Source organism: Synechococcus sp. MIT S9504, from assembly GCF_047497135.1.
Taxonomy (GTDB): domain Bacteria; phylum Cyanobacteriota; class Cyanobacteriia; order PCC-6307; family Cyanobiaceae; genus Synechococcus_C.
In genome coordinates, this window is record NZ_CP138942.1 from 1,637,674 (window position 1) to 1,664,651 (window position 26,978).

Consider the following 26,978-nt stretch of genomic DNA (forward strand, 5'->3'; position numbering starts at 1 on the left):
TTCAGGGTCTGATTCCCGACAAAAGCCCACCTTTCGGTGGGCTTTTTTTTGTTTTGGTTGTCCCGAGACGACGACAAAACATGGCGGGATGTTCTGGAGCACTGTCAGCACGGGGATTCCTGGTTAAACCTTCGTCAGAGCTTCCAGTGTCATGAGCGCAACGATGACAAACCCGCTGAGGGTCGGCCTGCGTCAGGAGCGAGTGATCGCCCCCCAATGCCTGGTGATCTTCGGTGCAAGTGGTGACCTCACGCATCGCAAGTTGGTGCCAGCGCTGTTCGAGCTGTTCAAACAGCGCCGCTTGCCAAGTGAATTCGCATTGCTGGGATGTGCTCGGCGCCCATGGAGTGATGAGGAATTCCGCCAAAAAATGGCAGAAGCCATGGAGAGCACGGTGAGTGAGAACCGTGCGGCCTGGGAGCAGTTCTCGGCTGGCATGTTCTACGAACCGGTGGATCTTCAGCAACCTGAGGACCTGGTGAAGCTCGGTCACCGACTCGACGAGATCGACAGATTGCGAGCCACCCGCAGCAATCGCACCTTCTACTTATCAGTCTCTCCAAAGTTCTATGGCAGCGGTTGTCGTGCTCTGGCTGATGCAGGCCTGCTGAAGGATCCGCAACGCAGTCGTGTGGTGATCGAAAAGCCCTTCGGCAGGGATTACGGCAGTGCTCAAACTCTGAATCGAGTGGTGCAAAGCTGCGGACAGGAAAATCAGATCTTTCGCATTGACCACTATCTGGGCAAGGAAACAGTCCAGAACATCATGGTTCTGAGGTTTGCCAACACCATCTTCGAGCCGATCTGGAACCGGAACTACATCTCAAGTGTTCAGATCACGGCGGCGGAAACGGTCGGTGTTGAGGAACGGGCCGGATACTACGAAACATCAGGCGCCCTCAGGGACATGGTGCAGAACCACCTGACCCAGATGCTGGCGATCACAGCCATGGAAACACCTGGACGCTTCGACCCTGAAGCCATCCGCAGTGAAAAGGCGAAGGTTCTTCAGGCAGCACGGCTGGCAGATGAAAACGAACCCTGGAATTGCTGCATCCGTGGTCAGTACGGCCCTGGTGGGACCCAGGACTCACCCTTGCCCGGCTATCGCCAGGAACATGGCGTGGATGCCAACAGCACGACAGAAACCTATGTGGCGATGAAACTGTTCATCGACAACTGGCGTTGGCAGGGTGTGCCCTTCTATGTGCGCACGGGCAAACGACTGCCCAAGCGTCTCAGCGAGGTCGTGCTCACCTTCAGAGAAGCACCGGTGCACCTTTTTGATGCCGCGGGTGGAGGTCCGACCGCCAATCAACTGGTTTTGAGAATTCAACCCGATGAAGGTGCTGAATTCCGTTTTGAAGTGAAGTCTCCAGGTTCCGGAATGCGCAGCCGACCAGTCGAGATGGAATTTTCCTACGACGAATCGTTCGGAGAGCCTTCCGATGAGGGCTATGTCCGACTGCTGGCCGACGCCATGCTCGGCGATCCCACGCTGTTCACTCGCAGTGATGAGGTGGAAGCGGCCTGGCGTCTCTACACCCCTCTTCTGGAGCTGATTGAAGACAGCCCCTGGCAGCTGCCGATCCACCCCTATGAGTCAAGAACCTGGGGACCGGCTGCATCCGATGCCCTTCTTGCCCGCGATGGCCTGCTCTGGCGTCGTCCTTGACCAGATCCGACTGACCACACCTGTCCCAATTAACTGGCTGCACCATGTCCCCCCAGCTCACGCTTCAAACCCCTCTCGAACTACCACCCTCTGAGGTACCTGGCTACCTAGAGCAACTCTGGTCGCGGGATCAGCCCAACAACGTCGGAGCACACACCTTCTGCCTGCTCGTCTGGCAACCGGCCTGGGTTGAGCAACAACTGGTGCGTACGGGCCGCCTGGATGGGCCGATCACCGGCGTGCAGAGATCGCAGCTGATTGCCGCAGGACGTCAGGCAGTTGTGGATGGCGATCTGCCCATCAGCACGCCACCGCTCACAGGAGCCGTGGCGACTTGCCTCAGCCAAATGGACGGAGGGCATACCAGCGAGGATCTGCGCGGCCAGCATGTGGATGCAGCTCTCAGCAACCTGCGCCCGCGGCGACTGATCACTCTGGCGCCAAGCCTCGATTCAGAACAGCCCCTTGAAACCCTGGTGGCTGCATACTGCCCGCTTCCTGAAGAAGGCGGTGGAACGGTCGCCTGCGGAGATGTGGTGGTGTTGCGTGGAGGCAAGCCTGCGCTGCAGCAGGGCCTCACAATTCTCGATCCTCTGTTGCCGGAGGAACTCCCCTCCTGGGTGTGGTGGAACGGAGCCCTCGATGAAGCCCCTGAGCTTCTGCAGCAACTTGCCAGCTCACCACGACGGCTGATTCTCGATTCCGCCCTGGGAGAACCTGGTTTCTGCCTCAACCTGCTGGCCTCAAGGATCGAAGCAGGGCAGGCGGTCAACGATCTCAACTGGCTGCGCCTTGGCAGCTGGCATCAAACCCTGGCCATGGTCTTCGATCCACCGCATCGCCGCGATGCACTTGGTCACGTGGTTCAGCTCGACATTGATGTCGAAGGCGACCATCCCGTCCAGGGACTCCTTCTGGCATCCTGGATCGCCGACCGTCTGAGCTGGGAGCTGCAGCACACCCAGCGCAACTCGGACCAGAGCATCAGCGCCAACTTCAGGCGCCCTGATGGCACTGATGTTCAGATGCGGGTGTCGCCGGTTCCCATGGGGCAACCCAGCATTCATCCCGGTCAGATTGTGGGGCTGCGCCTGATCTGCAAGCCGGACAACCAGCCTGCGATCTGCGTGATTCTCTGCGCTGAATCCGGAGGCTGCATGCGACTGGAAGCGGGTGGAATGGCCAGCATGGAACTGATTGAGGAAGTGGTTCCGGTGCAGCATTCCCCAGTGGAGGCGGATGTTTCTCGCCAGCTGGAAGGCGGCCACGACTCCACCAACCCACTGCTCGCTTCTGCGGCTCCACTAGCTGCCAAGCTGATCAGCTGAATCCCAGCTGAGCGGGGTCTCTCCTGTCGCTCCGCTCAAACCATCTCCGCTCACACCATGGCCTGCGTGATCGCTGCTCCGGCCAGCGGCAGCGGAAAAACTCTGCTGAGCCTCTGCCTGATTGCCTGGGCCCGCCAACTTGGGCACAGCATTCAGCCCTTCAAGGTCGGACCCGACTATCTCGACCCACAGCTGCTTTCGCTGGCGGCAACACTGCCCTGCCGAAATCTGGATCTCCCCCTTTGTGGCGATAACTGGGTTCAGCTCAGTTTCAACGGTTATGGCGGGCGTTCAGACATGACCCTGGTTGAGGGCGTGATGGGACTGTTCGATGGCATTGGAGCCAGCTCCGAGGGGAGTACGGCCGAAGTGGCGGTGAACCTGGACATTCCGGTGGTGCTGGTGGTGGATGCCGGAGGTCAGGCCCGTTCACTCGGAGCTCTGGTTCGAGGCTTCAGAGATCTCGATCCACGCCTCAACCTTGCTGGCGTTGTGCTGAATCGTGTGAGCAGTCCCAGACATCGGGAGCTGCTTGAGGAGGTGCTCACGGACATCGGCGTGCAATGCCTGGGCTGCCTACCGAAAGATCCCAGCCTGGAGCTTCCAAACCGGCATCTGGGTCTTGCTCCGGCCCATGAACTGAGCTGCCTGCAAAAGCGACTGGGTCACTGGGCTTCTCTGGCAAAGCAGCACCTCAACATGGACGTGTTTCGCACGCTCCTGCAGTCACCCAAGCGCGGTCCGGATCCGATTCAAAGTCTCTTCTCCCCAGCACCGGAGAGCTCACAACAACACGTTCTGCCCATCGCCGTCGCACAGGATGAGGCCTTCCACTTCCGCTACCCCGAGATGCAGGAGTGCCTGGAGCTGCTGGGGATGCCGGTGCTGCCCTGGAGTCCTTTGAGCGATGCCGCTCCACCATCAGAGGCGACCGGCCTGATCCTGCCTGGAGGATTCCCGGAGCTGCATGCAGAGCAGCTGAGCGAATGCAAGACAACCTTCTCATCACTGCACGCATGGCTTCGCGATAAGCCGATTTACGCCGAATGCGGAGGGATGCTGCTGCTGGGTCGAGGTCTGGCAGGTCCAGATGGAACTCTACACACAATGGCTGGTCTGTTGCCGTTTGAAGCCAGACTCGGAAGGCTACAGGTGGGCTACAGGCTGCTGGAGGCAAGAACAGACAGCCTGCTGTTGCGCAAGGGTGAAAGGCTCAGGGGCCATGAGTTCCACCGCTGGCAACTGTGCAGTGAATCAGATGAAAGCGTTGGCAGCTTTGGGCCGCTGTGGCAGGTTGAAGGTTGGAAAGTTGAGTGCAGAGCAGAGGGATGGAACCTGCCCAATCTCCACGCAAGCTGGGTCCACCTCCATTGGGCAGGATCCTCGATGATCCCCTGCAGATGGCGCGCCGCGCTCGGCTTCGCAGCGAAGCGGAACGTCGCCGCTTTGTGACCCGCAGCACCCGGCAACGGTCAGTCACCCTTCAGGAGCGCTGGCGTTTTCTCGTGGAAGGCACCGTTCAGGGCGTTGGCTTCCGGCAGGCCTGTCGGAGACGTGCTCTTGAACTGGGTCTCAGCGGTTGGGTCCGAAATCTCGATGACGGAAGAGTGGAAGTGCAGGCCGAAGGCGATCAGCTCCCCCTCAACGAACTGAGGCTTTGGTGTGAACAGGGTCCTAGCGAAGCGAGGGTTCGTCATGTCAGGCCCTGTCAGATGCCAATCACCGGTGCCGACTGGTTTGAGATCCGTCACTGACAACAAGGTCGCAAGCGATTGCAGGCGAAGCCAAATCAATCCCTGAAGGTCACAATCTGGAAAGAGACGGCTCCTTCTGGCCATGACACAACAACGCCAGCTCTGGCTCCTTCGCCATGGAGCCACCGAGTGGGCTCGCAACGGACGTCACACAGGTAACACCGACCTTCCTCTGCTTCCAGAGGGAGAAGACGAGGCACGTCAACTGGCTCCTGTGCTGAGCCAGCATAACTTTGCTGCCGTCTTCAGCTCACCTCTGCAACGCGCGCGCCAAACCTGCGAGCTGGGCGGACTGGGCGCAAACATGATGGTGATGAAGGAGTTACTGGAATGGAATTACGGTGATTACGAGGGCATCACCACTCCGGAGATTCAGCGCAGGGTGCCGGACTGGAGCGTCTTCAGCCATGGCTGTCCCAATGGCGAAGACGCTGAGGCCGTGCAAAAACGATGCGAAACCGCGATTCGGATTGCCTTGGAATCGCCTGGGGATGGAGATGTGGCGCTGTTTGCCCATGGACATATTCTGCGGGCCTTGGCCGGAACCTGGCTTGGACTGGGAGCCGTGGGCGGCAGGCTGCTGATGTTGAGCACCGGAAGTATCTGTGTGCTTGGTTTCGAGCATGGAAAGCATGCGATCGTGCGCTGGAATGCACCTGCTGACGGCCGGTTCTGATGAGCGACACAACCCTCTGGGCGGAACTGCTGGCCTATGGCACCGGCATTGGCCTCTCGCCGATCCATATCGCCGTTCTCCTACTGCTGCTCTTGGGTCCGAACCCGATCAAAAGAGGCGGATGGTTCGTCGCGACCTGGGTGATCACCACCCTTCTTGCCGCCACGCTGCTGGTGACGGTGGGGCATTCCCTTGTTCTGGACATGAGTCATGGCTCCCATCACCGCACGGGCCTGGATCTGCTGGCCGGCGGAGCGCTGGTCGCCATCGGTGGGCGGGAACTGATCAAATCCTTTACCGAGGGTTCGGAGCCGCCGTCCTGGACCAAAGGCATCGACCGTTTCCTGGCCATGCCGCTGCCGCTGCTGTTGTTGTTGGGTTCCGTCGGAGAATTCATCAGCCCCGACGACATCGTGCTGTTCGCCAAGTCAGCCGGTGTGGTTCTGTCCGCGCAGTTGCCCACCTGGCAGGAAGCGGTCGGCCTGGCTGCTTTCACATTCGGAGCAAGCCTGTTTCTGCTCACCCCTTTCTTGGCCGTGGTCATCGGCCGCGAGAATGTCGTTCCACTCCTCGAAAAAGGGAAAGAGGTGTTGTTTGCCCGTGGAAGCCTTCTGGTTGGTGGGGTGAGTCTCGGACTCGGGATCTACCTGGGATGGCAGGGCGTCAGTGGCATGACTGTGATCTGAAACGAATCACATGTCTTCAGAAGTCAAAGCCATGACCGACTAGCCCATCCCGCGCAAAGCCTTGCTCCAGGAGGCTGCATTGCGTTGGCTGTCACCCACCAAATAAACCCCATGCCTGGCACGACTGACGGCCACATAGGCCAGCTGTTGATGAAAAACCCGCCGATCAGGAGCGAGGCGATCAAGGCTGCGCGGGAACACATCATCAGCGACAAAAACCTCACCAAAGCTGCTGCCCTGACTGCGATGCACCGTGAGCACAGCAGCAGGCCCAAGCGATGCGAAAGCATCCCTCACCAGGAAGTAGCGGCGCCACAGCGGTCGCCCGCCACGTTTCCCCGCATTCCTTGCGTCCTGAGCCAGACGCTTCAGCAGTGCATCCAGGTGTTCCCTCGCCTGGCTGCCGGAGGGAGGCTGAAGGCGCAGATTGAGCTCGAGCTCACCGCTGCGAACCTTGGCGTTGAGGGTCTCGATCACCGGGGCGCCAAGACCGGCCAGTGACATCTGCGCTTCACCGGCAACTCCGAACTCCGCCAGATCGCAGCGTTCCGGCGACACGTCTTCAACGACGAGTTCTCGATTGGAACCCAGCACCAGGTCGGGCTCTTCACCGGTCTCGCCCCCGTCGCTAGACGCCGGTGCCATCACCGCTGTACGCGTGATCAACACCTCACCCGGCAAAACGGCCATCTGATCCGCCATCTCTCCATGAATGGCCCTGCGGGCATGGGGCACCAGGGCCTCCAGACGGCGGTTGGTGTAGCAGAGGATTCTTGCTGCATCAGGGTTATCCGAGGCCGCGGCCTGGCGCAGACCCTCCTGCGCACGCGACAACCAGTCGCCTCTGTTCAGCACACCCACCTGACCCAGATCCGAGCGCAAGGGTGGCAGCAGCGGCGGAACTTCGCAGGGCAAGCGACCGTCGCGCAGGCAGCTGGCGAGCTGAAGGACTGGACCCTGATGACGAACCACCTCGCGCAGACAGGCAGAAACAGCACGTTTCATGCCGAACACCGGGCTTTCGCTTTCACCCACAGGTGGCAACTGGGCCGGATCTCCCACAAAGACCAGTCGTGTCTTGAACGGGTGGGCACACTGCAAGGCGATCGAGAGCAACGAGCTGTCGACCATCGAGGCCTCATCGACCAGCACCAGACCGAGATGCTCCAAAGCTGCCGCGGTTTGTTCGGTGGATTCACACAGCTCCCGATCACCCTGTCGCTTGAGCTTCAGACGCAGCAAGCGATGGATTGTGGAGGGGTACCAGGTGGGCTGAAGACCTTCAAGGTTGAGGGCCTGTCGTAAAACCCCAACAGCTTTATGGGTTGGTGCCACAACGGTCCAGCAGAGACCGCTGCTCTCCACCTGCCTCAGCAAACGCATCGACAGGAAGGTCTTGCCGCTGCCGGCATAGCCGCTGAGGACAAAAGGAAGGCTTGCATCCTTCTGCTGCAGCCAGTCGGAGAAGGCCTCTGCCGCCTTGTTTTGATCCTCGGTGAGGCTCAGTTCAGCGTAGGGAAATGATGTCACCCCAGAGCGTTGGTGATCAGTTGCGTCAATTGAAGCGGTGATCCCAGATAATCGAGACCAAGCAAAGCAATGGTGGGGCCCAGCAAGCTTCCGACCAGCACTTCCGTTCGGGAATGTCCAAGCCGTTGCTTGAGTGGTTTCTCGAAGGGTGTCTTCCAGAGAGACTCCGGCAAGGCATTGACCCGTTCAGCGGTGAAACCGGCAGCACGCCTCACACCGCTGGCGTCGTACATCACCACGAACGCCACAGTGGCGGCAAGGGCAAAAACAGAAGAGGCGAATCCCTCCTGCCAGCCCACCGCCGCGGCCGTCCCGCTCACCAGTGCTGCATGACTGGACGGCATCCCACCGGTTTCGAACAGAACCGCAGGCCTCCAGCGGCGAAAGACGACGAGTTCAATCAGCAACTTCGACAGTTGAGCCAGTCCGCAAGCTGCAAGCCCCCAGGCCAGCACTCCATTGTCCAGAATCTGAAGGTGGATGCTGAGAGAGACGTCATCCATACTCAACGATCCCTGCTGGCCACGTAATCGGCCAGAGCCAGCAGAGGTTGGGCCTTGTCCTTCCAAGGCTGCAGAGCGGCTTTAGCCTCTTTCACCAATTCCAGGGCTCGGGTTCTCGAAGGCTCCAGTCCGAGCAGTTTTGGATAGGTGGTCTTGTCCGCCAATAGATCCTTGCCCGCCGTCTTGCCCAGGACTTCACTGCTGGCAGTGACATCGAGAATATCGTCCACAATCTGGAACGCCAGGCCGATGCCATTGGCGTAGGTGCACATGGCCTGCACCTGGGCATCACTGGCGCCACCGATCAAGGCGCCGGTGACCACGCAGGCTCTCAGCAGCGCAGCGGTCTTATGCAGATGGATGTATTCCAGCGTCTCGAGGTCGACCTGCTTGCCTTCGCATTCGAGATCAACCACCTGTCCGCCCACCAGGCCAGGCGCTCCCGAGACCATGGAGAGCTCTCCAACCACCTTCACCAACCTCTCGGCAGGCACATCGGCACTGCGCACCGCCACCATCTCGAAAGCGCGGCTGAGCAGAGCATCACCGGCGAGAATGGCCATGGCATCGCCGTAGACCTTGTGATTGGTGGGTCGACCACGCCTGAGATCGTCGTTGTCCATCGCCGGCAGATCGTCATGGATCAGCGACATGGTGTGGATCATCTCGACCGCCACCGCAGTTGGCATGGCCAGCGAGGCATCACCACCCACCAGCTCACAGGCTGCAAGACAGAGAATCGGGCGAAGTCGCTTGCCTCCTGCCAGCAGGGAATAGCGCATCGCATCCCTGAGAGATTCCGGCCGTTCAGGCCCCATCGAGGCGTCCAGGGCGGCTTCGACCCGCTCGCGGGACTGGTTCAAATAAGCCTTGAAATCAAAGCTCTGCTGAAGCTCACCCGGCGGCGGAACGCCTTCAGGGCTGGTCGCCGTGGCGGTCATGGGGAGCGTAATGCTGGGCGAATTCTGTCAGGCCGACGGGCCCGCGAGCACCATCAGATGATCAAGTCAGCCAGATCGTGATCGACCCCGTGGCGACGGCACCAGGCCACAACGGTGTTGACCAGCAGCATCGTGACGGTCATGGGGCCAACGCCTCCGGGCACGGGCGAGAGCGCTGCGGCAATGGGTTCCAGCTCTGCGGCCTTGACATCACCACAAAGACCACCCTCAGGACGGCGGTGGATCCCAACATCGACCACAACCGTGCCGGGGCTCACATGCTCGGCTCCCAGCATTTCCGGACGACCGGCTGCCACAACGAGAATATCTGCCTGACGAGTGAGGGCAGCGAGATCCCCGGTGCGCGAATGCGCAATGGTCACCGTTGCGTTCGCGGCCTGAAGCATCAATGCCATGGGCTGCCCCACCAGAATGCTTCGTCCGACCACCACCGCACGACGCCCCGCAGGATCGATGTCAGCACTGCGCAGCATGGCCATCACACCGGCTGGAGTGCAGCTGCGGGGGCCCTGCTCACCCTTGAGCAACCGGCCCAGATTCAGCGTATGCAGACCATCGGCATCCTTTTCAGGATTAATCGCTGCCAGCAGAGGGGTTTCATCGAGTCCCTGCGGAAGGGGAAGCTGCAACAGGATCCCATCCACCCTGGGGTTGTCATTCAACGCATGGATTGCCTCCAACACCTGCTCAGCCGAAGCATCTGCGGGAATGTGAGCTCCATAACTCTCAACGCCGATGCGGGCACAGGCCTTTTCCTTGTTAGCCACGTAGACCGCACTGGCTGGATCATCACCCACCCGCAGAACAGCCAACCCCGGCGGGCGACCGGCGGACTGACTCGCGGATTGGATCTGAGACTGCAGCCTCAGCTCGAGCGTCTTGGCCAGGGCCTTGCCATCCAACCTGAGGGCCATTGACATCCGATGCACTTGAATCCAGCATGCCGCTCCGACAGAGCTAGCGTCTGTTCTGGATGCTCCCGGCTGACTTGCGTTCGCATCGCCTTGCACGTCTCTGGAGGTCCTGGCTGAGGAGCGAATCACCGCGGAGACCGGTGCTGCGCTGGAACCGGCTGCAGAAAGCCACACTGCTGATCCTCTGTGTCCTGGTGGCACTGGTTTCCAGCTGGCCCTGGCTGGTGGAGCCCGACCTTCGACCAGGTCTGGCGGCCCCCTTCGATGCAGTGGCCCCGAAAAACGCAAGAGTTGTTGACAGCGAAGCTCTGGAACAGAGGCGTTCAAGCCTGGGATCCAGCACCGTCGTTCAGGTTCTGGATCCTCAGGAAAATGAGCAGATCCGCATGCGGCTGGAGCGACACCTCAGCGAATTGGAGCGAGTTGCCAAAAGCAATGACGCCGAGCGAATCGGGCCTGTGAATCTGTCTCCGGATGAGCAGCTCTGGCTGGAAAATCGAACCCAGGATGAGCGTCGGGACTGGGACATGGTTCTGCGCCGGGCGCTCGACAGGATGTTGAGTCAGGGGCTGGTCAATACCCTGGCTCAGGAGCAGCTTCGACGGGCCAGCGACCTGCAGCTCGAAGATCTGAACACAGTCTCGAAACCAGGTCGCAGCCTGGGCAGCAAGGTGCTGACCACCACGCTTCAGGGCGCCAGCAACCTGCAAACCGATCCGGTGAGGAGCCAGCGACTGATCGAGGACCTGATCACCCAACAAGGCATCCCCACCATTGAAGTGAATCGAGGCGATCTCATCACCCGCAAGGGGGAGTCGATCAGCTCACAGGCCTATGACGTCCTCGATTTTTTCGGGATGGTGAATCGCCGTCCGAAGCTGGGCATCTGGATCACTCGGTTCACAGAAGCACTCGCCAGCTGTGGGGTTCTGCTGCTGGTCATGCGCCGAGAACGTCCTTGCTTGGAGGCACCCCATGGCCTGCTCGCTCTGGGGCTGTTGCTGCTGAGCCAGGCCTGCAAACTGTGGTTCGGCGCCTCAGTGAGCCCTCTGGCTGTGATCGTGCCGCCCACCCTTCTCCTGGCTCAGGGCCTAGGCACAACCTGTGCTCTGGCCTGGATGGCTGTAGCCAGTCTTCTCTGGCCCACACCGGTTACAGGCCTTGGCGAAGGGCGCCTGCTGATTGCCGCAGCCACGGCCACCGTGGCTGCCTTACAGGCAGGTCGTCTGCGCAGCAGAGCCCAGCTGCTGCAACTCGCTGTCTTGCTGCCGGTGGGCGCATGGCTGGCTGAGCTGGTGCTGATGAGCCGAGATGGCCAACCGCTTGCAGGAACATGGATTCGCCTGCCATCCGATGCCGGTGAACTCGCATCGGAAGCTCTGCTGCTGGGGCTGGCGATGATGCTGACGATCCTGATCATTCCTCTGCTGGAAAGCTCCTTTGGGTTGCTGACAAGAGCGCGGTTGATGGAACTTGCCGATCAGGAGCGTCCATTACTGCGGCGGCTCTCCTCAGAGGCCCCAGGCACCTTTGAACACACACTGATGATCTGCGGTCTGGCCGAGGAGGGTGCGCGGTCGATCGGCGCTGATGTCGACCTGATCAGAACAGGTTCGCTCTATCACGATGTGGGCAAGCTTCATGCCCCCAACTGGTTCATCGAAAATCAGACCAGTGGAGAGAATCCGCACACTCAGCTGAACGACCCTTTGGCCAGCGCTGGAGTGCTCCAGGCACACGTTGATGAAGGGCTGAAACTGGCACGACGACACCGGCTTCCTCGGCCCATTGCCGACTTCATCCCTGAACATCAGGGCACGTTGCGGATGGGGTATTTCCTGCATCAAGCCCGTCAGCAGAACCCTCACATCTCGGAGAAACGCTTCCGCTATCACGGACCGACGCCTCGCTCCAAGGAGACAGGGATCATGATGCTGGCGGATGGATGCGAGGCGGCGTTGCGCTCACTGCCGCCTGACACAAGTGATCAGGAAGCTCGTGACACGGTCAAACGGATCGTGGAAGCACGAATCAGCGACGGCCAACTCAGCCAGAGCAGCCTCAGTCGGGCCGAACTGGAGCTGGTCATGCAGTCGTTCGTCCGCGTTTGGAGAAGAATGCGTCATCGCCGCATTCCCTATCCCATTCCGGCAAAGCGCAGCTTCTCCGCTTGAGCCCCGTCCGCCTTTATCCCGTAAGCCCTTGCCCCTACGCCCATGCCCAGGGGGGGAGTGCAGAGCGAACACGAACCCTTCGATGGTCAAAAGGGTCCTGAAAACTCAGCGCATAAGCATGCAGATGCATCGGGCCGGGCGCGTCGGAGGAGGTGTAGATGCGATCAGCACGGATGGGGGCATCCACGGCAGCCAGATGAGCACGCAACTGATGGGAACGCCCGGTCAGAGGCCGCAACCAAAGGCGCGTGCAATCGATTGACGGCGTCCACTTGCGCCAGAGCGTGCAACAGGGCTTGCCATCAGGATGCGGTCCATAAACAGGCGGCTGTCGCTGCAGCCTGGCCAGGGGAAGCTGAATGCTTCCTCGCCTGCCTGACAAGGGCCTGACCACATCAGCGAGATAAAGCTTCTGAACTCTGCGGACAGCAAACAGAGCACTGAGCGACCGCAGGCTGCTCTGATTTCTGGCCACAAGGATGAGTCCAGACGTATCCCGATCGAGGCGATGCACCAACCGAAGCTCAGGGCAGCAGCCCTGAAGTCGTGTGATGAGGGAATCGCTTTGATGGCAACCGAGGCCAGGCTGACTCAGCAGGCCGGATGGCTTGTCGACCACCAGATACTGAGGATGTTCGAGCACAAGTGAACAGCCCGCGAGCTGAGGAAGCTTTGCCGCCAAGACATCAAAGCCTGACGCCACGCCGGTGGGCAGGGCGGCACCAGTAGATCAGCGCCAGCACATTGATCAACCCAAGCAAGACAGGTCCCAATCCCATCGTCTGCGGCTCCAGCCCCAGAACCAGGCGAACGAGGCCATAGGGGATGGCTCCTGCAAGGCTCATGGACAGAGCCACAATCGCCAGAATCACTCCCCAGCGTCGCTGCGCCAGCAGGCCTGCTGAAGCCACAATGCCCACAATCGCAGCAGGCCAAGCCAGAGAAAAGGCAACGCTGATGTTGGTAATAGCGATGCCGGAGGAGGTCCCTTCTCGAAATGCCAGGAGACCGATCACTGGCAGCGCGATCAGGTTGGCCACCAGACCGAGCCAGGTCATCAACCAGTAGCCGTTGAGCCGCGGACCCATGGAGAGATGCCACACATCTGCACACCGTAAGGTCCGTGCCCCATCCAGCTGGGCGCGTTTCGCTCGGACGAGCAAGCTGATCCAGCTTCGGATGGGAAACCGCTCAGGGCTGAGAGCCAAGAGCAGCAGGTGGTTGAGTCACCTTGCGATCATTCAGACGTTCGGCGCAGAAACTGCGAAACAGAGCTTCCACTTCATCGGGAGGCATCCCCTGCACTAGACGTGCCTCAATTTCATCGCGGCGCTGCGACTGGTGATAGAGACGCAGCTCCTGGAAGGTGGTTCTGGATTGAGCCTCGATGCGCGCGAGGGCATTGCCGACCTGGTGATCAGCGAGCAACGGCCCGCCATGACAGTGCTGCATGACATGGGCTGATTCGTGGGCGAGGACCACCCAGACCTGCCTTGGATCGTCCTCGATGTTGTTGGCACAAAGCAGCAGGGCATTACGAGGGGCATGAAAGGCACCCAGAAGGGCCGACGGACAATCCTTGGCCACCAGAGTGTTGGTCCCCGCTCGACGAATAAGAGCGGCATAGCTTCCTATCCTGTCCCAGGTCTCAGCCTTGGACGATCCGGAGAAGAAAGGAGCGACCAGAGTCAGCACCAGCACCGTCAAGGCACGCACTCGAACCGACAGAGCCAGACCCAACAAACCACCCTCTCCAGTTCCTGGTCTCATTCAAGACACGCTGGACGAAAATGGCATCCCTCCCGCCGCAATTCACGGCATCAGGCGATTCACGCTGTTCACCTTGTCGCGAAACGACTGGATGCGATCAATGCGCGTGTTGACGCGCAGCGTGGCGTGAACCCGCGGCACTCCTTCCTGGTGGAGGCGCTCATGGCAGGCTTTCACACAAGCGAAGACCTCATCCCAGTCCCCTTCGATGGCTGTGCCATCAGGTCCGAGCTGATGATCCAGCCCGGAGGCGTTGATCACCTGTTGACACAGTGCGATGGAAGGCCCAAGCGACACACCAACCCCCAGTGGGACCAAACACAGATCAACGCTGACCCGCATGAGTCGCTCCGCAAACCCCCTAATGGTTGAGCCGGATCAAGCAAGGATGCAAGCGACGCGGCTCAGGACACTCGACGCATCAGCAGGATCACGCCCAAAACAAACCCTCGAGCAAACAATTTCTCAGGGAGCCCCGACACCACTCCCGGACTCCAAAAGGCAGGCACTGGGATAACCAAGAGTGCGCCATTCCCCGCAGCGGGTCTGCACTTCCAAAGCAATCCCACGCTGAACCACCGACATCGAACGCCCCTGCCCAGCGCACCAGCGGCTGGCCGCCGCTTCCGCCGCCGCGATCGATTCATAGGGAGCGTCTAAAACCGGATGCGGTTGCCCGTCCAGAGCCACAAGTCTGTACAGGGGGCAACCAGACTCAGGCATAGGTCCACTTTCACATCTGTCTACAGTGTTCCACGGCACAGGGGGATGAGCCATCCCGGAGCATGTGCCTAGCCCTCGTTGCGCGATGCCAAGCCAAGCTCTCACTGACGCCTACGGAACACTTCTGAGCCGCGCTCCCGCGCCTCTGTTCGCACGAGCAAGACAGCTTTATCTCAACAAATACTGCCTGGATGGACGGACGACCCAGAGCAAACTGCGCCTGTTCGTCGTGCAAGAGACCCTCGATGAACGGGTGGAAACCGATCAGGATGCAGGCCCTCTCGGCAGGATTGCCACACTTCAATCCAGCACGGAGGAACTGGCGCTCGTGAACTGGCAGCGTGACGAGCACCCTGGGCAGACGTTGATTGAGACATACCTCCAGCAAAGCTGGCAGTTGCGACCCTCTCTGATCACTGCAATCGCAGAACCCTGGTTCCGCAACAGCGGCTTTCAACTCCGCATCACCTTGCAGCAGCCCCTGACCTGGGTCCGGAGCAGCCGATATCAGGAGATTGATAATCAGTCAGGCAAAGGAAAACCCACGAAAAGCTGAAGTCACAGTTACCAGCTGCACAAAGCTGGCTAGGCAGAGTTCATGTCTCGCAGAGATTCATGATGAGATCTTCACTGCTTGAGCGGTATGTTCTGCGCTATGCGAACTCCGGTCATTACCTGCGGGTCAACGACGAAAACCAGGAAATTGAGCGCAGCTCCAGCCCTGAATCAGCATGGGAGTTTCATACGCATGAAGGAGCAGTGACGCACGCACTCTGGATCGGTGAAGTCTTTGGCCAGACGCCGGACGTGGTGAAAATGGTTTGAACATGTTGGGGAAACAGTTTCCAGACAAAGCGCTTTGATCTCACTCAGCACCTCTTCTCGTTGTTTGAGCAGCCTGAAATCAAGTGTGTTCAATGCCTTGACTCCAAACAGATCTTGATCACCTTGTCGGCAGGGCTGAGGTTGAAATCTGATCTCCACTCAACCCTGAATGAAATGCCTGAGACGCCTGGACTCATCAGCCATACGCCTTTGCAGCTCTGCGGACGGAGCATCGGAATCTTCCCTTAACTGAGCGCTGATCACGTCGTCTTCCGTGATCGAAAGACCACGCTCACGTCCGAGCTGGATCAGGGTTTCGACAGACACAGGCTCTGAGAGCCGCTGAGCCAGGTCCTGCTCGTCTTGGCGTTGCTGGAGAAGGGTATCGAGATCCTGAAGGGACATAAACAGCAGCGTGCAGTGATCAGATCCCATTCCACCAGACCATTGCTAGACATCGCGAAGGACTTGTGAAGACCATGAGGACCACCGGTTTCACGACTGCTCTGTTCGGCCTGAGTGTTGGTCTGATCAGCCTTGAAGCTGGCTTATCAGGGGCACAGGCTGGTTGCAACTTCCTCCCCCCGGTCGGCGGAAACGGAAGCAGCAACATCGTCAAAAAACGGGTGAGCAGAGAGAAGCTGATCGGCCGTACCAACTGGAACACAGACTTTGCTGTCAATGCTCCGTACAGCAGTTTCAAGCTTTTCTTCACAGCGGACTCCACTGCCAGCGGCACCTATCCAGTTGAAGCATTCCTGAAATTCACCGACGGCAGCAATCTGCGCGTGGTGAAGGAGTCAATGACTCCTCCAATCGGCACAGGCAGGCAATTCGGACCGTTCACCGTTCCCCAGGGCAAACAGGTCAGTCAGGTGAACTTCAAGATCGGAGCAGGCAGCGATCCCAACTCAACAGGATTCAGCTACCGCATTTCCGTTCAGGGCTGCAACTGATCCATTCCAGAGAGCAATGCGTGATCGCCTCTGGATTGTCATCCCCGCAGCGGGATTTCCATTCCTGCTCGTGCTGTTCATTGTTCTCTGGCAGTCTCTGCAACAACAGAACCGCACAATTCAGAACCTGGTGAAGCAGCTCGACGGACTCGAAGGTGTCGAGCTGCGTAACAGGGAAGGGAACCAAGCCCTGATCGAACAGCAGCTTGAGGTTCTCCAGACAAGACAACAAAAGCTGCAGAGGCAGATCAGCAATCTGGAAAGCTGGCAGCGTGCTTCCGGTGATCGGGAACGGACCCTCTGGAACAGGCTCGAAACACCGTTCCCACCCACTCTGGGTTCCGACCTTACCGACGAGCGGGACATTGAGCGAACAACACCACCCGAACTGCCTTCATCTCCACAGCTTTCATCACCACGGCCTTCATCTCAGCAGCCTTCATCTCGACAGCCTTCATCTCAGCAGCCAGTGATCAGCCCTTGACCGCATCGCCACTGGAACTGGGAAGAATGAAGCGCTGCAGAAGAATGAACAGCAGCAGCACCGGAAGGATGGAAATCACGGATCCTGCGGCCACAATTCTCCAATCGAGAGAAAAACTGCTGGCCAGCTGCTGCAGACCCAGCGGCAACGTGAACAGCTGAGGATCATCCAGAATCACCAGCGGCCAGAGGAAATCGCTCCAAGTGCCGATGAAGACAAACATGGCCAGGGTGATGAGATCAGCTCGTGCGGCTGGAATCATCACATTCCACCACTCACCGAGCTTGCTGCAGCCATCCATTCGAGCGGCCTCTTCCAACTCAGCCGGAACACCGAGAAAGCTCTGACGTAGGAGATACAACCCGAAGGCGGTTGCCGCCTGGGGAATGACAAGAGCCATCAGGGTGTTGCGCAGACCCAGCTGCACCATCAGGAGATACAGGGGGATCATCACCACCTGAAACGGAATCAGGATGGTGGCGACCACCAAGCCCAGCACCAAGCCACGGCCGGTGAAGCGCATTCGTGCCAGGGGGTAGGCCGCCAGGGAGCAGAACAGCAGATTGGCCACCACAGCCAACAGGCTGACCACTGTGCTGTTGAACAGATAGCGACCCAGTGGGTTGTCTCGAAACAGCCGTCCGTAGGCATCAAGGCTGGGTTGCAAGGGCAGCAGCGCTGGAGGGCTCGTAAAAATGTCCTCTGCAGGGCCCTTCAGAGACGTGCTTACCAGCCAGAGAAGGGGCACAAGCACGACCAGTGCCAGCAACAGCAGTATCAGCAGCTGGAGCAACGCCCCGGCACGAAGCCCAGCTTTGCCCGCTGGGTCTCGAGTGACGGAGGACTGCATCAATTTCAGAGAGTGGGGCGGGCTTCAAGAGGTGCGGTGTCCCTCTGCGGATGCAAAGCCTGTTGTGCAGACCCAGCCACCAGACGGTTCAGAGCATTCACGAATGCCTGAGCCGCAGCCACCACCACATCCGTATCGGCGGAATGACCCGAATACAACTCACCGTCGCGTCGCAGCCTGATGGTCACCTCACCGATGGCATCAATGCCCTCGGTCACAGATTTCACGGAGAACTCCACCAGTTCATTGGGCTCCCCGGCCAGAGCATTGAGGGCTTGACACACGGCATCAACAGGACCGGTGCCGATCGACGCCATGGTCTGCTCATTGCCATCTTCATCCGCCAAGGTGACAGTGGCAGTTGGGCTGAGGCTGCTGCCGCAACTCACCTGCACCAGCTTCAGCTGATAGCGGGCCTCCGGCTGCTGAACCTGCTCACTGACAATGGCTTCAAGGTCACGATCAGTGATTTCGCGTTTGCGATCGGCGAGATCCTTGAAACGAGCGAAAGCATCATCAAGATCTTCACGGCTGAGGTCGTACCCCAGCTCTTCCAGACGCGCGCGCACGGCACTTCGACCACTTAACTTTCCCAGGGAAATGCGGTTATCACTGAGCCCCACAGTGCGTGCGTCGACGATTTCATAGGTCAGCCGGTTCTTGAGTACACCGTCCTGATGAATCCCCGATTCATGGGCGAACGCATTGGCACCCACGATCGCCTTGTTGGGCTGAACCACCATGCCGGTGAGGTTGGAGACCAGGCGTGAGGTTTTGGTGATCTCCTCAGTACGCACAGCAGTCAGTGGAGTCGGCGAATCCGCATCGCGTCCGAAGAAGGGATTGAAGTAGCGGCGGCGCACATGCAATGCCATCACCAGTTCCTCGAGGGCAGCGTTACCAGCTCGCTCACCGATGCCATTGATCGTGCATTCGAGCTGTCGCGCTCCGTTCTTGACAGCCTCCAGGAAGTTGGCAACAGCAAGGCCAAGATCGTTGTGTCCATGCACTGACAACACTGCATCGCCGATGTTGGGAACATGGCGATCAATACCCGCGATCAGCTCGCCGAACTCAGTCGGCGTGGTGTACCCGACCGTGTCAGGGATGTTGATGGTGGTGGCGCCTGCAGCGATCGCTGCCTCGATGACTTCGTAAAGAAATTCAGGATCACTGCGTCCTGCGTCTTCGCAGGAGAACTCAACGTCATCGACCAGGGTGTGGGCGTAAGCCACCATGTCGGGGACGATGGCCAGCACCTCCTTTCGACTTTTTCGCAGCTTGTGTTCAAGGTGGATATCGCTGGTTGCGATAAAAGTGTGAATCCGTCTCCGCGGTGCAGGAGCTACTGCTTCAGCGCAGGCTTTGATATCGCCCCTGGACGCTCGAGACAGCCCACAGATCACGGGGCCGTGTTCTCCTCCGACCTGCTGAGCGATGCGCTGGACAGCGGCAAAGTCCCCTGGACTGGCAAAAGGGAAGCCCGCCTCGATCACATCGACGCCCAGTCTCGCCAGCTGCTGCGCAATCGCCAGCTTCTCCTCAAGATTGAGACTGGCTCCCGGAGATTGCTCACCGTCCCGGAGGGTGGTGTCGAAGATCAGAACGCGGCCTGGGTCGTGGGCCATGGCAAAAGCCTCGACGCGATTTAGTCGGAATGACTATGGATAAGGCCACTCTAAGCGAGTGAGCCAGTGCCAATGCTGTAGATCCAGCCCGGAATCCCGGTACATTCACACGGTTGATGGGACGGAAAAGTGGCCAACGGGGCACTGGCTCTTGTTCTGCACGCCCATCTGCCGTACGTCCGCGGAGCAGAAGCCCACTCGCTTGAAGAGGACTGGTTCTTCCAGGCATTGATCGAGTGCTATCTCCCCCTGCTGGAGACCCTCGAGCGAGCTGCTGCCGATCCGGGACAGAGCCCACAGCTGACCATGGGGTTATCGCCCACTCTGCTGTCACTGCTGGCCGATTCCACGTTGAGACAGCGTTTTCCGGCCTGGGTCAAAGCAAGACTCAACCTGTTGCACCATGCCCCGGCTGACCAGCGAGCTGCAGCGGAGCATCTGGCCAGCTGCTTCGAGCGGCATCTCACTGCCTGGCAACACTGTGACGGCGACATCATTCCACGGTTCCGTGCACTCCAGCGCCAAGGTGTTCTCGATCTGCTCACCTGTGGGGCCACACACGGGTATCTACCCCTGCTGAGAGAGCACCCTGAGGTGGTGCGTGCTCAGTTGCGAACGGCCGTCAGAGAGCACCACAGATTGCTGGGAGAGAGGCCCCTGGGCGTCTGGCTTCCCGAATGTGCCTACTACGAAGGACTGGATCGCTGGATGCGCGATGCAGGACTGCGCTACGCCGTCCTCGATGGGCACGGACTTCTGCATGCCGAACCCCGCCCGCGCTACGGGGTTTATGCCCCGATCGTGAGCCGGCAGGGAGTGGCCTTCTTCGGTCGTGACAGTGATGCCACCCTCCCAGTCTGGTCAGCGAAGGATGGCTATCCAGGTGACCCCTGGTACAGGGAATTTCACCGAGATCTGGGCTGGGATCTGCCAGCTGAACAGATCGAAGCCATGGGGCTTCCGGCCCAGCGTCCACTGGGACTGAAGCTGCACCGGGTCAGCGATCCGGCCGGTGGTCTGGATGGCAAGCAGCCGTACCAGCCTCAACGGGCGATCGAACGCACCCGTGACCATGCCCAGCATTTCCTGACGGGCAGACGACAGCAACTTGATCGGTTGAGCGACGGCATGGCTATTGAACCTCTGCTCGTGGCGCCTTTTGATGCTGAGCTCTTTGGCCACTGGTGGTTTGAGGGTCCTGGTTTTCTGGCCGAACTGTTCCGCCAGGCGCCGGAACAGAACATCCGATTCACCAGCCTGCGTGGCGTGCTGAACGATCAACCGAATCTTCAGATCTGCAGTCCCTGCCCTTCCAGCTGGGGCAGGGGCGGTTTTCACGATTACTGGCTCAACGAAACCAATGCCTGGATCATTCCTGAATGGAGCCGAGCAGGTCGAGCCATGGTGGAACGCTGCAGTCGCGGGGTGGGCAGCGAACTGGACCTTCGTCTGTTGCATCAGGCCGGACGGGAACTACTGCTGGCCCAGTCCTCCGACTGGAGCTTCATTCTCAGAGCAGGCACCACAACGGAACTGGCCCGTGAGCGCATCGAGCGTCACCTCGAACGCTTCTGGCGCTTGATCGCCGCGATCGAGCGACGGGAGCAACCACCGGAAGGATGGCTCGAGGGACTGGAGCAGGAAGACGCCCTATTCCCCTTGATTCAGCCAGCTGACTGGAGCAGCATCAACACCTGAACCCTGGCTCCTGGCGTTTCGCTGCTCCGAGCACAAGCCCACGCCGCAGCTCCCATGGAGACAGGGCAAACAGTCGCAACATCACTGCCATCAGGCGGGGCAGCGGCAGGGTGTTGGTCAGGAAGCCAAACCACTCCTCCCGCGGCAGCGCAAAGAAGGTGGCGAAATGGGTTCGCAGCAGGCTTTCGTTGAATCCCATCAGACGGCCCAGACCGAACTGATACAGCTGATGCCGCAGGACGAGCTCCGCTGGCCAGAGGGCCTGCCAGCCATGGCTGACAAGCTCAGCGGGCCTCAACGATGGATCAGCCAGAGCTGCTGCCAGAGAATCCGCCAATCCAGGGCCCCGACGCAGAAGCGCCCCCACCATGTAGCCCGATGCCGGATGCACCATGCTCGCCGCGCCTCCAAAGGCCAGCACCGGCTGACTGCGATCAGGCAGCGGCAGATTCATGGGGAAGAGGCAAAACTCCTCATGGATCACCTCGGTGATCTCCACGCCGCGCCGATCCAAGCGCTGCTGCAGCCGTTGCTTCAGCACGTCGTAGGGAACCCCTGGTGCCAGAGCGAGCGATGTTTCCTCAACGAAGAAGATCCCATCCCCCAGATCCATCGCATACAGAAATGTGGGCGGTTCTAGGCGCTGCTCGTCGCTGAGGTGATCGCAGCGGTAATCCATCAGCACGAACCGACCGCTGTAGATTGGATCCTCTGAAAACCGTCCCACGACGCCATAGGCCGCCTGCCCCGCCACCGGCCCCTGGTCAGGACGGCGAATGTGTGGGCTGCTGGCACCGGATGCATCAATAACAAGCCTGGCTTTGTGCACTTCGCCGGAGGCGCAGCTCACCAGAGTGTGCTCTGCTCCTGCTTCTACCCGTTCGGCGGAGTCGTGATACCAGACCACACCATCGGCGCGCTTCAGCCAATAGCGCTGTAGGGCAGCCCTATCGAACAAGCCGTAGTCGATGCCGTGAACCAGCGGTTGATCTGCGGCCTCGGAACCACCGGCTCCGAAGTAACTGACCGTGTCGCTCCAGCGATGCTCAATCAGATGCTCAAGGTCGAGATCCTTCAACTCATCGACCCAGATGCCGTAGGTGTTGGGCCATGGTGCATCCACGGGCTCGGGGGCAATGCCCTCAACAGCGACTCCGCGCTGGTGCAGCTCAGAGGCAATACAGAGAGCGGCGGGCCCGCCCCCAAGCACCAGCACACCAGCGCAGCTAGCCAAAATCAGCTGTCCGCCGGCACACCCTGAGAGTTGGCCTCGACATCTTCACTGGAATCAGAGTCGGCTGAGGCATCGTCGAGCTCATTCGTCTCGGCTTCCGGGGGAACCAGAACGACCTTAAGGAGACGATCACCCTTGTCGAGCTTCTGTAGGCGAACACCCGTGGCTGCCCGTGACTGCTGAGGAATGGCATCGGCACTGGTCCGGACGATCACGCCTTTTTCACTCACCAGCAGTAACTCCTCCCCGGCTCCCAGAACGCTCAGACCCACCAGCTGATCAGCATCCGTGCGGAATTTCATGGCCCTCAGGCCCATGCCAGCCCGCTTCTGCAGACGGAATTGAGTCACAGGCACTCTTTTGCCGAGGCCAGCCGCCGAGGCCACCAGCACCCATGGCCCCTCACTGGCAGGGGTACCTTCGTCATCATCGTCGTCGGAACTTGCAGCGATCTGATCGGCCAGCTCCACCGGCAGCACATCCATGCTCACCAATTCATCTCCAGAGCGCAGATTCATCGAGCGCACACCACGGGCGGTGCGACCCAGTGGACGCAACTCGTCATCACTGAGGCGGAAGTGAATCGTCATTCCAGCCTTCGAGCCGATGAGAACACTGTCTCCAGGCACGGAAAGCCTCACCCATGTGAGCGCATCACCCTCTTCAAGACCGATGGCGATCAGTCCGTTGGAACGGATGTTGCTGAATGCCGACAGACGAGTGCGTTTGATGAATCCCCCCTGGGTCAGCATCAACAGATCGGTGTCGTCGTTGAACTCAGATACGGCGAGCAGCGATGTGATCGCTTCCTCCCTGGGAATGGGCAGCAACTGCACCACGGGTGTTCCCTTGGCCGTTCGGCTGCACTGAGGCACGCGATACGCGGGCAGGGCGTAGGACACACCACGGTCACTGAACAGCAACAAGGTGTCGTGGTCATTGCAGCCGATGAACAGCTTGACCGCATCTTCACCCTGACTTCTGGTGCCAGCCTTACCGCGCGTGCCCCGGCTGGTGGCTTCAAATTCGCTCACCGGCATCCGCTTGAGATAGCCCGTTTCGGTCACGAGCACGACCGACCGCTCGTTGGCGATCAGATCGATGTCTTCCAGGCCGCCACCAAGGTCGAGAATCTCAGTGCGACGTGGAACGGCATGACGATCCCTCAGCTGATTGAGTTCGTCCTTGATCAGACCGAAGACCCGCTCACGACGCCCCAGAATGTCCTTGTAGTCGGCGATCTTGGCGACCAGATCCTCATGCTCTAGACGAATCTTGTCGGCCTCGAGAGCAGTGAGTCGCCGCAACTGCATCTGCAGGATGGCGTCCGCCTGAACCTCGCTCAGGCCATGACGGTCCTGCAGCTGCTGACGAGCCGTGGCGGTGTCGGGGGCAGCCCTGATCAGGGCGATGATTGGATCGAGCTGGTCGAGAGCCAGCAGCAGACCAAGCAGAATGTGATCGCGTTCCTCAGCCTTGCGCAGCAGATAGCGGGTGCGGCGCTCGATCGTCTCGACCCTGAAGTCGAGGAAGACATCGAGCATCTTGCGCAACGTGAGCAGAATCGGCTCGCCATTGACGAGAGCCAGCATGTAGGCACTGAAATTGCTCTGCAGAGGGGTGAGCTTGTAGAGGTTGTTCAGCACCACCTGGGGATAGGCGTCGCGGCGAAGCTCAACGACGATGCGCATGCCGTCGCGATCACTTTCATCACGGATATCCGAGATCCCTTCCAGCTTTTTGTCGTTGACCATCTCGGCAATGCGCTCAATCAGCGCTGCTTTGTTGGTCTGATACGGGAGCTCGGTAATGATCACGGCATCGCGATCAGGACGACCGGGCACCTCGAGTGTTTCGATGCCGGCCACACCGCGCATCGTCACCGAACCGCGACCACTGAGGTAGGTCTCCTTGATTCCGGTGCGGCCCAGGATCTGGCCTCCGGTCGGAAAATCGGGGCCGGGGATCAGGGCCATCAGCTCCTGATCGCCAATGTCAGGGTTCTCGATCAGAGCCAGAAGACCAGCGATCAGCTCTCCCAGGTTGTGAGGGGGGATGTTGGTCGCCATGCCCACGGCGATTCCGGCCGAGCCGTTCAGCAAAAGCTGAGGGATCCGTGATGGCAGAACCGTGGGCTCTTGTTGCGAACCGTCGAAGTTGTCGATGAAATCGACGGTCTCCGCCTCGATGTCTTCGAGGAGCGAGTCGGTCGTGAGTGCCTGCAACCGCGATTCGGTGTATCGCATTGCGGCTGGCGGATCATTGTCCACCGAGCCGAAGTTGCCATGCCCGTCGATCAGCGGCATCGACATGGAGAAACTCTGGGCCATCCGCACTAGTGCGTCGTAGACCGCCGTATCTCCATGGGGGTGATATTTACCGAGCACTTCACCCACCACACGCGCGCACTTGCGGTAGGGGCGGTCACTGGTGAGGCCCAGCTCATACATCGCATAAAGAATCCTGCGATGAACAGGCTTGAGACCATCACGGGCGTCAGGCAGAGCTCTGCCGACGATCACGCTCATCGCGTACTCGAGATACGAGCGCGACATCTCGTTGCGCAGATCCGTCTGGATGATCCGATCGTCGGAATCGCCGGGACCGCCGCTGCCGGGCCCCACTGAATCCGTCATACAAGACCTTTAGATCGTCAGTCACTTTATCGCGGATGCGCGATCGGATGACACCCGGCTCGTCACCTTTTGCTGTCTGTGTGCAATCAACCAAGGATCAGGACCTTACGCTTTGGCGTCGCCACTTGGACTGAAGTTGATGTCGTCCGAAAAGCCCCCCGAAACTCAGGCTCCTGCCGAATCCATCAATCCGGATCTTCCCGCTCAGGGCGACATCACCGAGAGCGGAGCAGAGACGGACAAAACCGCAGAAGCCCCCAAGTCCGAAACGGCTCCCCCTCCAGCTGCCTTTGCTCCGCCTCAGACACCGGTGAAGGCTGAGCCAGCTGTGCAACCCGTCGCAGCATCTGACTCACCTTCGATTGCAGAGCGCATCAGTGTTCCAGCCCAGGCTTCTGCTGACGACAGCAGAGAAGAAGGCGGCGAATGGGACCTTCTCTCCAACCGCATCAAGCAGTTCTTCGAGGCGAACAATCTTCAGGATCAATGGCAGAGCCTTCGCCAGCCTCTGTTTCTGCTCGGTGGACTGATTGTTGTGATCCTGACGATGCGAATCTATGGAGGGATCCTCGATGCCATCGCCACGGTTCCATTGGCTCCACGACTGTTTCAACTGGTTGGCACCTTTTATGCCTTCTGGTTTGCAGCCACACGCCTGATCCGAGCCGAGGAGCGGAAGAAGATTTCGGCCAACGTGAATGATCTCTGGAGCAGCTTGCGGGGAGGCTCAAAAACCTGACCCGGATCGTCACGAAGCGCGAAGCACCGATTGGTAGCTTGATCAAACTCTGTTAGCTCCTGCGGTGGACATTCAGCTCGGACGCTCGAAGGTTGTACGCCGGGCCTATGGCATCGATGAAATCGCACTGGTGCCCGGCGGCAAAACCGTGGATCCAGAGGTGACCAACACCAGCTGGTCAATTGGAGGAATCGAGCGCGAGATTCCGATTATCGCCAGTGCCATGGATGGCGTCGTCGATGTGGGTATGGCCGTCAACCTGTCCAGGCTCGGCGCACTCGGTGTGATCAACCTGGAGGGAGTCCAGACGCGCTACGAAGACCCAAATAGTGTTCTCGATCGCATTGCATCGGTCGGCAAGGACCAGTTCGTTCCTCTGATGCAGGAGATCTACAGCCAGCCTGTGCAGGAGCCCCTGATCCGCAAGCGCATTCAGGACATCAAGGCCCAGGGTGGTATCGCCGCTGTCAGCGGAACCCCTGTTGCGGCGCTGCGCTACGGCAAGGCGATTGCCGAAGCTGGTGCCGATCTGTTTTTTGTCCAGGCCACGGTGGTGTCGACGAATCACGTCGGACCTGAGGGCCAGGAGACACTCGACCTTGCAGCCCTGTGTCGAGATCTGGGGGTGCCCGTTGTGATTGGCAATTGCGTGACCTACGAGGTGGCACTTCAGCTGATGCGAGCCGGGGCAGCTGCCGTGATGGTGGGAATAGGCCCTGGAGCTGCATGCACCTCAAGAGGAGTGCTTGGCGTGGGAATACCTCAGGCCACAGCGGTGGCCGACTGCGCCGCGGCCAGAGAGGATTACCAGAAGGAAAGCAACCGATACGTTCCCATCGTTGCCGACGGCGGCATTGTGACCGGCGGCGACATCTGCAAATGCATCGCCTGTGGAGCTGATGCCGTGATGATCGGATCACCGATTGCCCGGGCAGAGGAAGCACCTGGTCGTGGCTTTCACTGGGGCATGGCCACCCCAAGCCCTGTCCTGCCACGCGGCACCCGCATCAGCGTCGGCAGTACCGGAAGCCTGGAGAGCATTCTGCGTGGACCAGCCAAGCTTGATGACGGAACCCATAACCTTCTGGGCTGTCTAAAAACCTCCATGGGAACCCTGGGAGCACAGACCATCAAGGAGATGCAGCAGGTGGAGGTGGTTGTGGCTCCATCGCTGCTCACCGAGGGCAAGGTTTATCAGAAAGCCCAGCATCTCGGCATGGGCAAGTGAGCACA

The 26,978-nt window shown here is 59.7% G+C and carries 28 protein-coding genes; 14 read left to right on the forward strand and 14 right to left on the reverse strand.

The annotated features are described in order from the left end of the window. The first annotated feature begins 151 nt into the window (after positions 1 to 151). From zwf to SIB58_RS09360, 6 genes are all read left to right on the forward strand, one after another. Positions 152 to 1,675 carry a glucose-6-phosphate dehydrogenase gene (gene zwf, locus SIB58_RS09335; protein ID WP_066909861.1) on the forward strand — a complete coding sequence of 508 codons (1,524 nt, stop codon included), beginning with the start codon at positions 152 to 154 and terminating at the stop codon, positions 1,673 to 1,675. Between the two features lie 44 nt (positions 1,676 to 1,719). Beyond that, the gene (locus SIB58_RS09340) at positions 1,720 to 3,003 is read left to right on the forward strand and encodes a glucose-6-phosphate dehydrogenase assembly protein OpcA (RefSeq protein ID WP_066909864.1); all 1,284 of its coding nucleotides are present in this window, start codon (positions 1,720 to 1,722) and stop codon (positions 3,001 to 3,003) included. 57 nt (positions 3,004 to 3,060) lie between these two features. Beyond that, positions 3,061 to 4,455 carry a cobyrinate a,c-diamide synthase gene (locus SIB58_RS09345; protein ID WP_066909867.1) on the forward strand — a complete coding sequence of 465 codons (1,395 nt, stop codon included), beginning with the start codon at positions 3,061 to 3,063 and terminating at the stop codon, positions 4,453 to 4,455. After that, on the forward strand, positions 4,404 to 4,757 hold the full coding sequence (locus SIB58_RS09350) for an acylphosphatase (protein WP_066909870.1): 354 nt from the start codon (positions 4,404 to 4,406) through the stop codon (positions 4,755 to 4,757). Before SIB58_RS09345 ends, SIB58_RS09350 begins: the two co-directional genes overlap by 52 nt. Before the next feature lie 82 nt (positions 4,758 to 4,839). Further along, positions 4,840 to 5,433, forward strand: a complete 594-nt coding sequence (locus tag SIB58_RS09355; RefSeq protein WP_066909873.1) for a histidine phosphatase family protein — start codon at positions 4,840 to 4,842, stop codon at positions 5,431 to 5,433. After that, positions 5,433 to 6,119 (forward strand): GAP family protein, encoded by a 687-nt coding sequence (locus SIB58_RS09360; protein ID WP_066909876.1) that lies wholly within the window; start codon positions 5,433 to 5,435, stop codon positions 6,117 to 6,119. Before SIB58_RS09355 ends, SIB58_RS09360 begins: the two co-directional genes overlap by 1 nt. A 39-nt stretch (positions 6,120 to 6,158) precedes the next feature. Here SIB58_RS09360 and SIB58_RS09365 read toward each other — a convergent pair whose 3' ends face one another. Genes SIB58_RS09365 through folD form a run of 4 tightly spaced genes read right to left on the reverse strand, consistent with a single transcriptional unit; the run spans position 6,159 to position 10,028 of the window. Next, entirely contained in the window at positions 6,159 to 7,649 is a 1,491-nt protein-coding gene (locus tag SIB58_RS09365) for an ATP-dependent DNA helicase (protein WP_066909879.1), read from the reverse strand. Further along, positions 7,646 to 8,152 carry a divergent PAP2 family protein gene (locus SIB58_RS09370; protein ID WP_067326724.1) on the reverse strand — a complete coding sequence of 169 codons (507 nt, stop codon included), beginning with the start codon at positions 8,150 to 8,152 and terminating at the stop codon, positions 7,646 to 7,648. Before SIB58_RS09370 ends, SIB58_RS09365 begins: the two co-directional genes overlap by 4 nt. 2 nt (positions 8,153 to 8,154) lie before the next feature. After that, complete coding sequence (crtE, locus tag SIB58_RS09375) at positions 8,155 to 9,093, reverse strand: geranylgeranyl diphosphate synthase CrtE (RefSeq protein ID WP_066909884.1); 939 nt, start codon at positions 9,091 to 9,093, stop codon at positions 8,155 to 8,157. 53 nt (positions 9,094 to 9,146) lie between these two features. After that, on the reverse strand, positions 9,147 to 10,028 hold the full coding sequence (gene folD / locus SIB58_RS09380; RefSeq protein ID WP_067326722.1) for a bifunctional methylenetetrahydrofolate dehydrogenase/methenyltetrahydrofolate cyclohydrolase FolD: 882 nt from the start codon (positions 10,026 to 10,028) through the stop codon (positions 9,147 to 9,149). 59 nt (positions 10,029 to 10,087) lie between these two features. On the opposite strand from folD, the gene SIB58_RS09385 reads away from it, so the two are divergent. After that, positions 10,088 to 12,202 carry an HDIG domain-containing metalloprotein gene (locus SIB58_RS09385; RefSeq protein ID WP_066909890.1) on the forward strand — a complete coding sequence of 705 codons (2,115 nt, stop codon included), beginning with the start codon at positions 10,088 to 10,090 and terminating at the stop codon, positions 12,200 to 12,202. 34 nt (positions 12,203 to 12,236) lie between these two features. Here SIB58_RS09385 and SIB58_RS09390 read toward each other — a convergent pair whose 3' ends face one another. The 5 genes from SIB58_RS09390 to SIB58_RS09410 form a co-directional block, all read right to left on the reverse strand. Beyond that, entirely contained in the window at positions 12,237 to 12,884 is a 648-nt protein-coding gene (locus tag SIB58_RS09390) for an RluA family pseudouridine synthase (RefSeq protein ID WP_066910081.1), read from the reverse strand. A 4-nt stretch (positions 12,885 to 12,888) separates the two neighbouring features. After that, positions 12,889 to 13,290 (reverse strand): hypothetical protein, encoded by a 402-nt coding sequence (locus tag SIB58_RS09395; RefSeq protein WP_066910084.1) that lies wholly within the window; start codon positions 13,288 to 13,290, stop codon positions 12,889 to 12,891. Positions 13,291 to 13,393: 103 nt separating this feature from the next. After that, positions 13,394 to 13,972: a hypothetical protein gene (locus tag SIB58_RS09400; RefSeq protein ID WP_066909893.1), complete on the reverse strand. Its 579-nt coding sequence runs from the start codon at positions 13,970 to 13,972 to the stop codon at positions 13,394 to 13,396. Positions 13,973 to 14,014: 42 nt separating this feature from the next. Next, the gene (locus tag SIB58_RS09405) at positions 14,015 to 14,314 is read right to left on the reverse strand and encodes an MTH1187 family thiamine-binding protein (RefSeq protein ID WP_066909896.1); all 300 of its coding nucleotides are present in this window, start codon (positions 14,312 to 14,314) and stop codon (positions 14,015 to 14,017) included. Between the two features lie 123 nt (positions 14,315 to 14,437). Further along, the gene (locus SIB58_RS09410; RefSeq protein ID WP_066909899.1) at positions 14,438 to 14,695 is read right to left on the reverse strand and encodes a hypothetical protein; all 258 of its coding nucleotides are present in this window, start codon (positions 14,693 to 14,695) and stop codon (positions 14,438 to 14,440) included. A gap of 85 nt (positions 14,696 to 14,780) precedes the next feature. Here SIB58_RS09410 and SIB58_RS09415 point away from each other — a divergent pair, with 85 nt between their 5' ends. Both SIB58_RS09415 and SIB58_RS09420 read left to right on the forward strand, forming a co-directional pair. Further along, positions 14,781 to 15,251 carry a hypothetical protein gene (locus SIB58_RS09415; RefSeq protein WP_066909902.1) on the forward strand — a complete coding sequence of 157 codons (471 nt, stop codon included), beginning with the start codon at positions 14,781 to 14,783 and terminating at the stop codon, positions 15,249 to 15,251. A 62-nt stretch (positions 15,252 to 15,313) separates the two neighbouring features. Next, the gene (locus SIB58_RS09420; protein WP_414494648.1) at positions 15,314 to 15,520 is read left to right on the forward strand and encodes a hypothetical protein; all 207 of its coding nucleotides are present in this window, start codon (positions 15,314 to 15,316) and stop codon (positions 15,518 to 15,520) included. 159 nt (positions 15,521 to 15,679) lie between these two features. Here the strand turns inward: SIB58_RS09420 and SIB58_RS09425 are convergent, their stop codons facing one another. Further along, the gene (locus SIB58_RS09425; RefSeq protein ID WP_066909908.1) at positions 15,680 to 15,925 is read right to left on the reverse strand and encodes a Nif11-like leader peptide family natural product precursor; all 246 of its coding nucleotides are present in this window, start codon (positions 15,923 to 15,925) and stop codon (positions 15,680 to 15,682) included. 74 nt (positions 15,926 to 15,999) lie between these two features. Between SIB58_RS09425 and SIB58_RS09430 the strand changes: the two genes are divergently transcribed. Together SIB58_RS09430 and SIB58_RS09435 are read left to right on the forward strand one after the other, a co-directional pair. Beyond that, positions 16,000 to 16,476: a hypothetical protein gene (locus SIB58_RS09430; RefSeq protein WP_067326719.1), complete on the forward strand. Its 477-nt coding sequence runs from the start codon at positions 16,000 to 16,002 to the stop codon at positions 16,474 to 16,476. A gap of 16 nt (positions 16,477 to 16,492) precedes the next feature. Then, positions 16,493 to 16,960 carry a hypothetical protein gene (locus tag SIB58_RS09435; RefSeq protein ID WP_066909914.1) on the forward strand — a complete coding sequence of 156 codons (468 nt, stop codon included), beginning with the start codon at positions 16,493 to 16,495 and terminating at the stop codon, positions 16,958 to 16,960. On the opposite strand, the gene SIB58_RS09440 is transcribed toward SIB58_RS09435, so the two are convergent. Beyond that, positions 16,950 to 17,810 (reverse strand): carbohydrate ABC transporter permease, encoded by an 861-nt coding sequence (locus SIB58_RS09440; RefSeq protein WP_066910087.1) that lies wholly within the window; start codon positions 17,808 to 17,810, stop codon positions 16,950 to 16,952. The two genes, SIB58_RS09435 and SIB58_RS09440, sit on opposite strands and share 11 nt — an antisense overlap. A 5-nt stretch (positions 17,811 to 17,815) precedes the next feature. Then, positions 17,816 to 19,438, reverse strand: a complete 1,623-nt coding sequence (locus SIB58_RS09445) for a 2-isopropylmalate synthase (protein WP_066909917.1) — start codon at positions 19,436 to 19,438, stop codon at positions 17,816 to 17,818. Positions 19,439 to 19,567: 129 nt separating this feature from the next. Between SIB58_RS09445 and SIB58_RS09450 the strand changes: the two genes are divergently transcribed. Beyond that, entirely contained in the window at positions 19,568 to 21,136 is a 1,569-nt protein-coding gene (locus SIB58_RS09450) for a glycoside hydrolase family 57 protein (protein WP_067326716.1), read from the forward strand. Here the strand turns inward: SIB58_RS09450 and crtL are convergent. Beyond that, positions 21,126 to 22,370, reverse strand: coding sequence for a lycopene beta cyclase (crtL, locus tag SIB58_RS09455; protein ID WP_066909922.1), 1,245 nt, complete (start codon positions 22,368 to 22,370; stop codon positions 21,126 to 21,128). The two genes, SIB58_RS09450 and crtL, sit on opposite strands and share 11 nt — an antisense overlap. Positions 22,371 to 22,372: 2 nt before the next feature. Continuing rightward, entirely contained in the window at positions 22,373 to 25,006 is a 2,634-nt protein-coding gene (gyrA, locus tag SIB58_RS09460; RefSeq protein ID WP_066909924.1) for a DNA gyrase subunit A, read from the reverse strand. A 139-nt stretch (positions 25,007 to 25,145) separates the two neighbouring features. Here gyrA and SIB58_RS09465 point away from each other — a divergent pair, with 139 nt between their 5' ends. Both SIB58_RS09465 and SIB58_RS09470 read left to right on the forward strand, forming a co-directional pair. Continuing rightward, complete coding sequence (locus SIB58_RS09465; protein WP_067326715.1) at positions 25,146 to 25,745, forward strand: CAAD domain-containing protein; 600 nt, start codon at positions 25,146 to 25,148, stop codon at positions 25,743 to 25,745. Positions 25,746 to 25,809: 64 nt separating this feature from the next. After that, positions 25,810 to 26,973: a GuaB3 family IMP dehydrogenase-related protein gene (locus SIB58_RS09470; RefSeq protein WP_067326712.1), complete on the forward strand. Its 1,164-nt coding sequence runs from the start codon at positions 25,810 to 25,812 to the stop codon at positions 26,971 to 26,973. Positions 26,974 to 26,978: the final 5 nt, after the last annotated feature.

Bases quoted from the DNA above. Each gene is read 5' to 3' on its own strand.
- SIB58_RS09435 (WP_066909914.1), top strand. From the start codon at position 16,493: ATGCGTGATCGCCTCTGGATTGTCATCCCCGCAGCGGGATTTCCATTC.
- SIB58_RS09445 (WP_066909917.1), bottom strand. From the start codon at position 19,438: ATGGCCCACGACCCAGGCCGCGTTCTGATCTTCGACACCACCCTCCGG.
- SIB58_RS09405 (WP_066909896.1), bottom strand. From the start codon at position 14,314: ATGCGGGTCAGCGTTGATCTGTGTTTGGTCCCACTGGGGGTTGGTGTG.
- SIB58_RS09395 (WP_066910084.1), bottom strand. From the start codon at position 13,290: ATGGGTCCGCGGCTCAACGGCTACTGGTTGATGACCTGGCTCGGTCTG.
- SIB58_RS09360 (WP_066909876.1), top strand. From the start codon at position 5,433: ATGAGCGACACAACCCTCTGGGCGGAACTGCTGGCCTATGGCACCGGC.
- zwf (WP_066909861.1), top strand. From the start codon at position 152: ATGAGCGCAACGATGACAAACCCGCTGAGGGTCGGCCTGCGTCAGGAG.
- SIB58_RS09385 (WP_066909890.1), top strand. From the start codon at position 10,088: ATGCTCCCGGCTGACTTGCGTTCGCATCGCCTTGCACGTCTCTGGAGG.
- SIB58_RS09430 (WP_067326719.1), top strand. From the start codon at position 16,000: ATGAGGACCACCGGTTTCACGACTGCTCTGTTCGGCCTGAGTGTTGGT.
- folD (WP_067326722.1), bottom strand. From the start codon at position 10,028: ATGGCCCTCAGGTTGGATGGCAAGGCCCTGGCCAAGACGCTCGAGCTG.
- SIB58_RS09415 (WP_066909902.1), top strand. From the start codon at position 14,781: ATGCCAAGCCAAGCTCTCACTGACGCCTACGGAACACTTCTGAGCCGC.
- gyrA (WP_066909924.1), bottom strand. From the start codon at position 25,006: ATGACGGATTCAGTGGGGCCCGGCAGCGGCGGTCCCGGCGATTCCGAC.
- SIB58_RS09340 (WP_066909864.1), top strand. From the start codon at position 1,720: ATGTCCCCCCAGCTCACGCTTCAAACCCCTCTCGAACTACCACCCTCT.
- SIB58_RS09465 (WP_067326715.1), top strand. From the start codon at position 25,146: ATGTCGTCCGAAAAGCCCCCCGAAACTCAGGCTCCTGCCGAATCCATC.
- SIB58_RS09345 (WP_066909867.1), top strand. From the start codon at position 3,061: ATGGCCTGCGTGATCGCTGCTCCGGCCAGCGGCAGCGGAAAAACTCTG.
- SIB58_RS09410 (WP_066909899.1), bottom strand. From the start codon at position 14,695: ATGCCTGAGTCTGGTTGCCCCCTGTACAGACTTGTGGCTCTGGACGGG.
- SIB58_RS09370 (WP_067326724.1), bottom strand. From the start codon at position 8,152: ATGGATGACGTCTCTCTCAGCATCCACCTTCAGATTCTGGACAATGGA.
- crtE (WP_066909884.1), bottom strand. From the start codon at position 9,093: ATGACCGCCACGGCGACCAGCCCTGAAGGCGTTCCGCCGCCGGGTGAG.
- SIB58_RS09355 (WP_066909873.1), top strand. From the start codon at position 4,840: ATGACACAACAACGCCAGCTCTGGCTCCTTCGCCATGGAGCCACCGAG.
- SIB58_RS09420 (WP_414494648.1), top strand. From the start codon at position 15,314: ATGAGATCTTCACTGCTTGAGCGGTATGTTCTGCGCTATGCGAACTCC.
- SIB58_RS09400 (WP_066909893.1), bottom strand. From the start codon at position 13,972: ATGAGACCAGGAACTGGAGAGGGTGGTTTGTTGGGTCTGGCTCTGTCG.
- SIB58_RS09350 (WP_066909870.1), top strand. From the start codon at position 4,404: ATGGCGCGCCGCGCTCGGCTTCGCAGCGAAGCGGAACGTCGCCGCTTT.
- SIB58_RS09440 (WP_066910087.1), bottom strand. From the start codon at position 17,810: ATGCAGTCCTCCGTCACTCGAGACCCAGCGGGCAAAGCTGGGCTTCGT.
- SIB58_RS09425 (WP_066909908.1), bottom strand. From the start codon at position 15,925: ATGTCCCTTCAGGATCTCGATACCCTTCTCCAGCAACGCCAAGACGAG.